General features: G+C 59.9%; 7 protein-coding genes. 4 read left to right on the top strand and 3 right to left on the bottom strand.

Features of this window, described 5'->3' with window-relative positions; genetic code table 11:
- Window positions 1–246: 246 nt before the first annotated feature.
- Window positions 247–1,194 carry a glycosyltransferase family 2 protein gene (locus NX782_RS25930; RefSeq protein ID WP_258848393.1) on the bottom strand — a complete coding sequence of 316 codons (948 nt, stop codon included), beginning with the start codon at window positions 1,192–1,194 and terminating at the stop codon, window positions 247–249.
- 798 nt (window positions 1,195–1,992) lie between these two features.
- Complete coding sequence (locus NX782_RS25935; protein ID WP_258848394.1) at window positions 1,993–2,262, bottom strand: hypothetical protein; 270 nt, start codon at window positions 2,260–2,262, stop codon at window positions 1,993–1,995.
- A 284-nt stretch (window positions 2,263–2,546) separates the two neighbouring features.
- On the opposite strand from NX782_RS25935, the gene dusA reads away from it, so the two are divergent.
- The 3 genes from dusA to NX782_RS25950 all read left to right on the top strand — a co-directional run bounded on the left by dusA (window position 2,547) and on the right by NX782_RS25950 (window position 6,091).
- The gene (gene dusA / locus NX782_RS25940; RefSeq protein WP_370661839.1) at window positions 2,547–3,503 is read left to right on the top strand and encodes a tRNA dihydrouridine(20/20a) synthase DusA; all 957 of its coding nucleotides are present in this window, start codon (window positions 2,547–2,549) and stop codon (window positions 3,501–3,503) included.
- Between the two features lie 360 nt (window positions 3,504–3,863).
- Window positions 3,864–5,672 carry a methyl-accepting chemotaxis protein gene (locus NX782_RS25945; RefSeq protein ID WP_258848396.1) on the top strand — a complete coding sequence of 603 codons (1,809 nt, stop codon included), beginning with the start codon at window positions 3,864–3,866 and terminating at the stop codon, window positions 5,670–5,672.
- 77 nt (window positions 5,673–5,749) lie between these two features.
- Window positions 5,750–6,091: an energy transducer TonB gene (locus NX782_RS25950; protein ID WP_258848397.1), complete on the top strand. Its 342-nt coding sequence runs from the start codon at window positions 5,750–5,752 to the stop codon at window positions 6,089–6,091.
- A 53-nt stretch (window positions 6,092–6,144) separates the two neighbouring features.
- Here NX782_RS25950 and NX782_RS25955 read toward each other — a convergent pair whose 3' ends face one another.
- Window positions 6,145–7,638, bottom strand: coding sequence for a vanadium-dependent haloperoxidase (locus NX782_RS25955; protein ID WP_258848398.1), 1,494 nt, complete (start codon window positions 7,636–7,638; stop codon window positions 6,145–6,147).
- A gap of 261 nt (window positions 7,639–7,899) precedes the next feature.
- Between NX782_RS25955 and NX782_RS25960 the strand changes: the two genes are divergently transcribed.
- Entirely contained in the window at window positions 7,900–8,274 is a 375-nt protein-coding gene (locus NX782_RS25960; RefSeq protein WP_258848399.1) for a YXWGXW repeat-containing protein, read from the top strand.
- The last annotated feature ends 45 nt before the right edge of the window (window positions 8,275–8,319 follow it).

Below are 8,319 nucleotides of genomic sequence, written 5' to 3' on the forward strand. Positions count from 1 at the left end.
GATCGAGTTTTGCGCGGACAGGGTCGCGGCATTGGTATGAAGGCTCAGCATGATGGATCCGGTGTTGTGAAGCGGTTGGCGGTGCGCTCATCGCGCGCTCACAAGGAAGAGGCGACTAATTTCCGTGTGGCATTAAATGCTAACCAAAAATTTTTGAATTTTCTTCCAGGGGGCTGGATGCTCACGGAGTCATGGATGTCATTGCACAAATCTGAACAGTGCGAACCCACAGGACTGCTAGCGGAGCTACGCCGCCTTGGAGGCAGTCGAAGCGGCTTCCCGCTGCCGTGCTCGAACTGCCGAAAGCAGGCTTGCCACTACCCCGAACGTACCGATATCTCTCCTTGCCACGGAGAGAGCGGCGTGCGCACGGCGGATGCCGCCGGTCGGAAGCGACAGCGCCCACAAGTCGGAATACTCCCTGCGCATCCTTGCCCTCATCAGAGACCCGACCTTACGACGCTCAGGCGATTTTTTTCCGACCCAATCTTTAAAACGTTGCATCGCTTCTAGATTGTCGCGAATGCATAGTTCGCGACGGGTACTACGCGAGATACCGTCGTCACCCAAATAGATGATGGTATCGTTCAAATCGATGTAACCGACTTTGTTGGCAGCAAAGATGCACCGCCAGAAAAACTCGTAATCCTCGCAGGTCCGGAGACTTTCATCGAATGCTTTCCCGACACTCTCGATTAACTTTCGACTAACTGCAACCGTGGAAGTTTTTATGGCCCAGTTCGAATAGAGGAACTCTTTGTCCTGCATAGACGACGCTGGCACTGTGCGGCCACCGTCAATGACGCCGTGTAGTTGTTGGGCTCGGTTTGTGTGCCAAAACTCGACCTGCGGGAACTTCTGCACGGATTGCACAAAATTCTGAATTTTTTTGGGTACCCACACATCGTCAGAGTCGAGGAATAATATCCACTCTCCCGTTGCAACACGGATACCAGCGTTTCGCGCCGAGGCAACACCCCCATTGCGCTTTTCAACCAATTTAATATTAGGGTGGTCAAGCTGATATGATTTAATGATCTCGGCAGTGCCATCGACCGAGCCATCGTCGACGACAATGACCTCGTCAACTGCGACAATCTGATTGATTATTGATTGCAAACACCGGGCGATTGTTAATTCGCGATTAAAAACTGGCACAATTACCGAGATCGTCATAAAAATCAGGCTGAACAAATAAGATTTTCAAACACGGTTGCGCATTCGAGGCCCTCGAAGACGGCACCGCAAGTGACCAAATATTAATAGTCGAGCGATTAAAAGTCCATCAAATAAATACAGTGACCGCACGCGCCGGCGCCACTGGTACTCAATCACGGGGGCGCGTCCTCATCAGGTCGTATGTCTACTGCGTGGCGTCCTAAGCCGCCTTCAATGTGTCGTATTCGTGATACATCCGCCGAGGCGCTGCGGGGCTTGCTCACTGGAACGGCGAGTGCTGGCACACCTGCCCGCGGAATGCCGCAGATGGCGACCGTCATTAGACTTTGAGGTTGCGGAGCATAAGGTTTTATATTTGCATGGTTCTGCAAACGAGTGTTGCCATACTTGAGTAGTCAAAAATAGTAAAAGCGGTTAGTGCCTTAAAGGCGCTTGTTTCTTGCGCCGACTGAATGCACAAGTCTCGAAGCTTCCCCGGGTTTTGAACCTTATTCGAGAAACTTTTGCGATATACCGGTTGATCGTGAAATTGACTTGCCGAGCCATAAACTTGGAGTTTCTATACAGTCCAATCACCCGCCAATGTCTTAAAAGAAATGCTTCAGGGTACCGCTATTGCACTGTCGTGTTTTCGTCTCCTTCGGTGGCGCGACTTCGGGCCACAAAGTGTTGGCACAGCCGTTCGATTGCATCTCGAGCAGGGCGCCTGGCGCTCGCGGGATTTTGTGGACACATCGAGGCGTGCCAGCCGGGCTAGAGCGTCTGACACAGCGGCCTGGTCCAGAGGCATTTTCCAGATAGCGCCTGCTGTCTTCAGGACGCCCCGATGTAGCTAAGCTCAGTTCCGACCGTGACACCACCAGCGCCGCCGGCGCGTCGCTGGTCCCCATACGCATCAAGGCGCTCCGCGTTGAAGCTCGACAACGGAGCCCTACCCAGCGCCGCGGTCAGGCTTCTTGCGACTGCGGCCGTGTTCTTGCCGAATGGGCGTATCGCGCCGATCTCTTCGGTGTACCTGTCGATGAGATCCCCGAATGTAATAGAATTGAGGTTTCGATTGTCGCGGTACAGGCTCGCATCCATCTCAGCTCCGATCTTCCAGGCCTACTTCTAAGCCAAGGACTTCGTGGGAAAGGACAGGCTGATCGACTCATGCCCAACCCGTCGCACTTCTGCAACCCAACTTCCTTCCCGCTTCCTGATTGAGGCCATCCGCAGCTCTCCGCCATTCCTCCGTAGCGATGTAGCAAAGTGCCACAAAAATCCGCACAAAAGCCGAAGGAATACGGAGATTTTCGGGTCCAAAAAATGGAAGAAATAGCATGAAATCAGAAACTTATAGTTCACGTCGTTTAAGCGTGGCGCCCATGATGGACTGGACCGACCGCCACTGCCGCGTATTCCACCGCCAGATCACCCGCCATACCTGGCTGTATACAGAGATGGTGACGACCGGGGCGCTGATCCATGGCGACGTCGAGCGTCACCTGCGCTACGACGATATCGAGCACCCGATTGCCCTGCAGCTGGGCGGCAGCGAGCCGGCCGACCTGGCGAAAAGCGCGAAACTGGGCGAGCAATGGGGCTATGACGAGATCAACCTGAACTGCGGCTGCCCGTCCGAACGCGTGCAGCGGGGGGCATTCGGCGCCTGCCTGATGAACGAGCCGCAGCTGGTGGCCGACTGCGTCAAGGCAATGCGCGACGCCGTCGCCATCGACGTCACTGTCAAGCACCGCATCGGCATCGACTACAACGAGGATTACGGCTTCGTGCGCGACTTCATCGGCAAGATTGCCGACGCCGGCTGCCGCACCTTCATCGTCCACGCGCGCAACGCCGTGCTGAAGGGCTTGTCGCCGAAGGAGAATCGTGAGATCCCGCCGCTGCGCTACCACGTCGCGTACGAACTCAAGCGCGAATTCCCCGAGCTCGAAATCATCATCAACGGCGGCATCAAGACCAACGACGAGATCGCTGACCACTTGCAGCACGTCGATGGCGTCATGATCGGTCGCGAGGCTTATCACAACCCCTGGCTGATGGCCGACTGGGACGCACGTTTTTACGGCGACGAAGAAAGCGGCGCGGTGTCGCGCGAGCGCGTCCTGGAAGCCATGATCCCGTATATCCGCGCCGAACTCGAACGTTACGGTCCGCTGGGCCTGCGCCTGAACAGCATCACGCGCCACATGCTGGGCCTGATGGCTGGTCTGCCGGGCGCTCGCGCCTTCCGCCAATTGCTGTCGGATTCGCGCCGGCTGGCCGAAGGCAATCCGGAGTTGCTGCTGGAAGCGGCCGGACGCATGCGTAAAGCAGCGTGATCGATTAAACAACGCAGTTAACCGTTTGTTACGGCGGTGCCAGGCAGGACCGCCTTTCCTGTGCAAATCTCACCACACCCCCTGTTGTATAGACAGCTGGTAAGCCGCTTTTCCTTGCTCAACAGCAAGAATAGACTCATAATTCTCGCTCTTCTCCTCGCATTACACTTGGCATTGTTGTAGTAGCGAAACAGTATTGAGCTAGATCATGTTTATTAGCTGCAACTGTCAATTTTTGATTTATCCTGACGGAAATACACACAAAAGTTCACGGAGAAGTCGGACTTTTAGTAATAAAGCGACGCGCGGCGCAGAGGTTCCGGGCGTGGATCCAATCATTTGAACCAGGGAAGACAGTAAATGAATTTATCCAACATGAAGGTCGGCATGCGTCTGGCGCTGGGCTTCGCTTTGGTGCTCGTGCTGATGGTCGTTTTGACTGTCGTCGGCATCGTTCGCACCGGGCAGATCCAGAGTCGGCTCGATCACGTCATCGGCGTCAGCAACGTCGTGACCCGCCTGGTCGTCGACATGCGCAACAACGTCAGCGAGCGCATCACTTCGCTGCGCACCCTGACCTTGATGACCGATCCGTCCGACATGGAACCGGAACTCAAGCGCTTCAAGGAACAGACCGCCAAATACGACGCGCTGCAGGCCAAACTGAGCGAGAAATTCGCGATCGAAGCCTCGGCTGAAGAAAAAGCGCTGCTGGTCCAGATCAAGGAAGCCGAAAGCGTCGCCATGCCGGCGATTGCCAAGGCATCGGAACTGTACCTGGCGAACAATGCGATGGACGCGACCCGCGTGATGGTCAAGGAAATCCGTCCGGCCCAGAAGAAATGGCTGGACGCGCTGGACCAACTGGCCGAGCGTGAAGACAAGCAGAACGCCCAGACCCAGGCCGATGCCGGCGCCCAGTACGAAAGCGCGCGTAACACCATGCTGCTGACGCTGCTGGCAGCCGTCGCCATCGGCGTGGCGGCCGCCTATGTGATCACCCGCGGCCTGCTCAAGCAACTGGGCGGCGAACCGGGTTACACCTCGAGGATCGCCACCAGCATCGCCGAAGGCGACCTGTCGATCGCCATCGACACCAAATCGTCGGACAAAGGCAGCCTGCTGAGCGAAATGAAACAGATGCGCAACAGCCTGGTCGACATCGTCAGCCAGGTCCGCCGCGGCACCCATACCATCACCACCGCGTCGCGTGAAATCGCCGCTGGCAACACCGACCTGTCCTCGCGTACCGAACTGCAGGCCAGCTCGCTCGAGAAGACCGCATCGGCCATGGAAGAGCTGACCTCGACCGTCAAGCAGAACGCCGAGAACGCCCGTGAAGCCAACCAGCTGGCTGCCACCGCATCGGATGTGGCTCGCAAGGGCGGCGAAGTGGTGTCGCAAGTGGTCGGCACGATGGGCGAGATCAATAGCTCCGCCAGTAAGATCGCCGACATCATCGGCGTGATCGACGGCATCGCCTTCCAGACCAACATCCTGGCGCTGAACGCTGCCGTGGAAGCCGCCCGTGCCGGCGAACAAGGCCGCGGTTTCGCTGTGGTCGCATCCGAAGTGCGCAACCTGGCACAGCGCTCCGCAGCGGCTGCGAAAGAAATCAAGACCCTGATCGGCGACTCCGTCGAGAAGATCGGCCGCGGTTCCAAGCTGGTCGGCCAGGCCGGCGTGACCATGGACGAAGTGGTGGGCAGCGTCAAGCGCGTGACCGACATCATGAGCGAGATCGCCAACGCCAGCGCCGAGCAGAGCGCCGGTATCGAGCAGGTCAACCTGTCGATCATCGAGATGGACGGCATGACCCAGCAGAACGCCGCCTTGGTCGAGCAGGCTGCCGCCGCCTTCCAGAGTCTGCAGGACCAGGCTGCCGAGCTGCAGCGTGTGGTCAGCATCTTCAAGCTGGAAGGCGAAGAAGCCATCCTCGCCGAAGCAGCCGCACCGGCAGCGTCCTCGACCGCGGTGGCAACCCGCGCCGTCGTGGCCCGCCCGGCGCGTCCGCAAACGGCAGCGCCGCAACTGAAAAAGCCGGCTACCGCCCGCAAGGCAGCGACCGTGAAGGCCGAGGAAGCACCGGCACCGGAAGCAGGCAGCGCATCGTCGACCTCGAAGAAAGTCGCCGCGGCAGCCGCCAGCGACGACTGGGAAGAATTCTGAGCCAGGACGGCTCGTCAAAACGGCCGGTAAGCCTACCGGCCATTTAAAAAAAACTTTGTTAGCAAGGGGAAATAAAAATGTCCAATAAGAAATTTGCCGCTGTCCTGTTCGCTGGTCTCTTCGCCACCGGTTTCGCTGCCGCTGCGGAAGTCCCGGCTTCCTTCGATCCGTCGAAGTGCAAGGTCGAGTACCCGAAAGCGTCGCTGATGAACGAAGAGCAGGGCGTGACCTCGATGTCGTTCCAGATCAACGCCGATGGCTCGGTCGCAGATTCGAAACTCGAGAAGTCGAGCGGCTTCAAAGGCCTGGATAAGGCAGCGCTGAAAGGCCTGTCGGCATGCAAGTTCAAGCCGGGCACCAAGGACGGCGCACCGGCCCAGACCTGGACCAAGGTCGACTACGCCTGGAAGCTGGACTGATTTTTTGCTTCCCTGGAAGTACCGCAAACCGGCCCGCGAGGCCGGTTTGTCGTTTACGGGTCCGGACGTACGAGGCCGCGCTGGAATACGTAGTTCGCGACCTGGCGCCCGAGCGCCTGCCCTGAGGTCCGGTCGAACTGCCAGTGCACGCCGATGTAGATCCGGCTCTGCCCGGCCTCCGTCTCGGCCTGCGAGAGGCTGCCGTAGGTGCGCGGCCAGACCGGCCTGATCCAGCCCTCGTTGTCGTGGGTGACGCCGTTCCACTCGTCGGAGACGTAGGTGAACCTCAGCTTGTCGCCGTACAGCTTGCGCAGCGTCTGGAAGCTGGCGCCGCCCGTGACAGCGTGGCCCGACGGGTAGGAGGGGAAGGGCGGTGTGTAGTCGGGGCCGACCAGATTGCTGGCTGGAGAGCCCAGCGGCGTCCAGTTGGGATCGGCCAGCGTGTCCGGATTGCCGTCGCCCTGGCCGGTGGGGCCGGTGCCGGGACTGGCTTCGCGGACGCCGTGCACCGGGCGCCAGAACCTGTAGTAGTACTTGGCTGACCAGCCGGCAATGACGCTGTCCGCCAGGCTCGCGTTGAGCAGGCCCAGGGCGCGCGCCTGTTCAAGGACATCCTGGGTGCGGGTACGGATCACCTGGACCGCGATCTGGTTGTACATGCTGATCGGCGTGCCGACCCAGGCCGTGCTGTCGTAGCCCCAATAGATGCCGATGCGCGTCTGTTCCGGCGTACGCCTGGTCGCCGGGCCGATGCCGCCAAGCTGTTTGACCTCATTGAAGGCTTGCGTATAGGCCTCGCTCGCAAGTGGCGGTGGCGGTGGCGGCCGGAATGCGGCTGCCGACGGCACCACGAAAGGCTTGACCTGTCCCCAATAGGCGCCAAAAGCCACCCTGATCCTGCTGACCGGGTCGGGCTGCCATTTGCCGGGTTCCTTGTAGAGCGGATAGTCTTCGCCGACGATGGGCTCCGGCCGGTCGGAGCCATCGTCGGCGCGCAGCGCGAGGATGGCCGCCGCTGCGCGCCTTCCGATATCGATGCCGTTCAGCTTGGCGCGGCCGGCGGGCAGACGGGCCAGCTCGGCGTTCAGCAGGGCCTGCAGGCGGTTGGCCTGGCGTGGATACAGGGCCGCCAATGCGTCGTGCGCGGCCTGGGCGATCGCGGCGTCGGGCGAACTGTCGGCAAACGCCGGCAGGTTCCCGCTGTAGCCGGGATAGCGGCGGTAGATGGCATTCAGGGCATCGTAGATGGCGATGTGGAAGATCGCCATCATCCGGCTGCTGTGCGTCGGCCCCGGCTGTTCGGGCTCCGGCGATGGCCCGGCCGGCGGCGGTGCATGGTCGATCGCGATCGTATGCCAGGCCACATCGCTCCAGTAGGCGAGCCGCGCCGTGGCGTTCGGACCGGGCGGTGCCGTATAACGCCAGGGCGATTCGTGCGTGTCCGGTTGCGTGGGATAGAGGGCCGGGTCGAGCAGCCCGGTGCCGGCATGGGCAACCAGCAAGGGAAGGAGCAGGGTGCAGAGCAGTGGCGTGAGACGTAATTTCATGGCAAGGCTCCGGTCGTATGCGGCAGGGGTCACCAGACCTTACGGGGTCAGCGTTGGCACGACAAGCACAACCGCAAGCGCCTTTGATCGCCCACAGTCGGGATTCCGCCTGGAATTGAAAACCCATTAAGCTTGCGCAATACCTTGCCCTTGTTACACATCTGTCGCTTCATGTTTCGGTTGTAAGCACTTGCATCAAAACCACTCTATTGCGGTCTGGATCGCTATAGTGGAAGCACACCAACCGAAAGGAGAAGCATCATGAAACGAATCCTCTGTGCCGCTGCCGCAGCCCTGATCAGCACCGCCGCCTTCGTCCCGGCGCAGGCCTTCGCGAAAGGTGACGTCCTGGTCGTCCGTACCGCGCCGCCGGCGCCGCGCCATGAAGTCGTGCCCCATGCACGCCGCGGCTACGAATGGGCGCCGGGCTACTGGAACTGGAATGGCCACCGCTACGTCTGGCAGAAGGGTCATTTCGAGAAAGTTCGCAAGGGTTACAGCTACCACCGCCCGGAATGGCGCCAGGGCGCCAATGGCTGGACGCTGGACCGCGGCGGCTGGCAGCGCGGCGACCGTGACGGCGACGGCGTGCGCAACCGCTTCGACGACCACCCGAACAATCCGCACCGTTCGTAATTCTTGAGCCATAAAACGAAAAGCCAGTCCGCGTGACTGGCTTTT

It is taken from the genome of Massilia norwichensis, from assembly GCF_024753245.1.
GTDB classification, from domain to species: Bacteria; Pseudomonadota; Gammaproteobacteria; order Burkholderiales; family Burkholderiaceae_D; genus Telluria; species Telluria norwichensis.

What these genes read in the sequence shown, in the direction of transcription:
- NX782_RS25945 (WP_258848396.1), top strand. Translation starts at nt 3,864, where the DNA reads ATGAATTTATCCAACATGAAGGTCGGCATGCGTCTGGCGCTGGGCTTC.
- dusA (WP_370661839.1), top strand. Translation starts at nt 2,547, where the DNA reads ATGATGGACTGGACCGACCGCCACTGCCGCGTATTCCACCGCCAGATC.
- NX782_RS25955 (WP_258848398.1), bottom strand. Translation starts at nt 7,638, where the DNA reads ATGAAATTACGTCTCACGCCACTGCTCTGCACCCTGCTCCTTCCCTTG.
- NX782_RS25935 (WP_258848394.1), bottom strand. Translation starts at nt 2,262, where the DNA reads ATGGATGCGAGCCTGTACCGCGACAATCGAAACCTCAATTCTATTACA.
- NX782_RS25950 (WP_258848397.1), top strand. Translation starts at nt 5,750, where the DNA reads ATGTCCAATAAGAAATTTGCCGCTGTCCTGTTCGCTGGTCTCTTCGCC.
- NX782_RS25960 (WP_258848399.1), top strand. Translation starts at nt 7,900, where the DNA reads ATGAAACGAATCCTCTGTGCCGCTGCCGCAGCCCTGATCAGCACCGCC.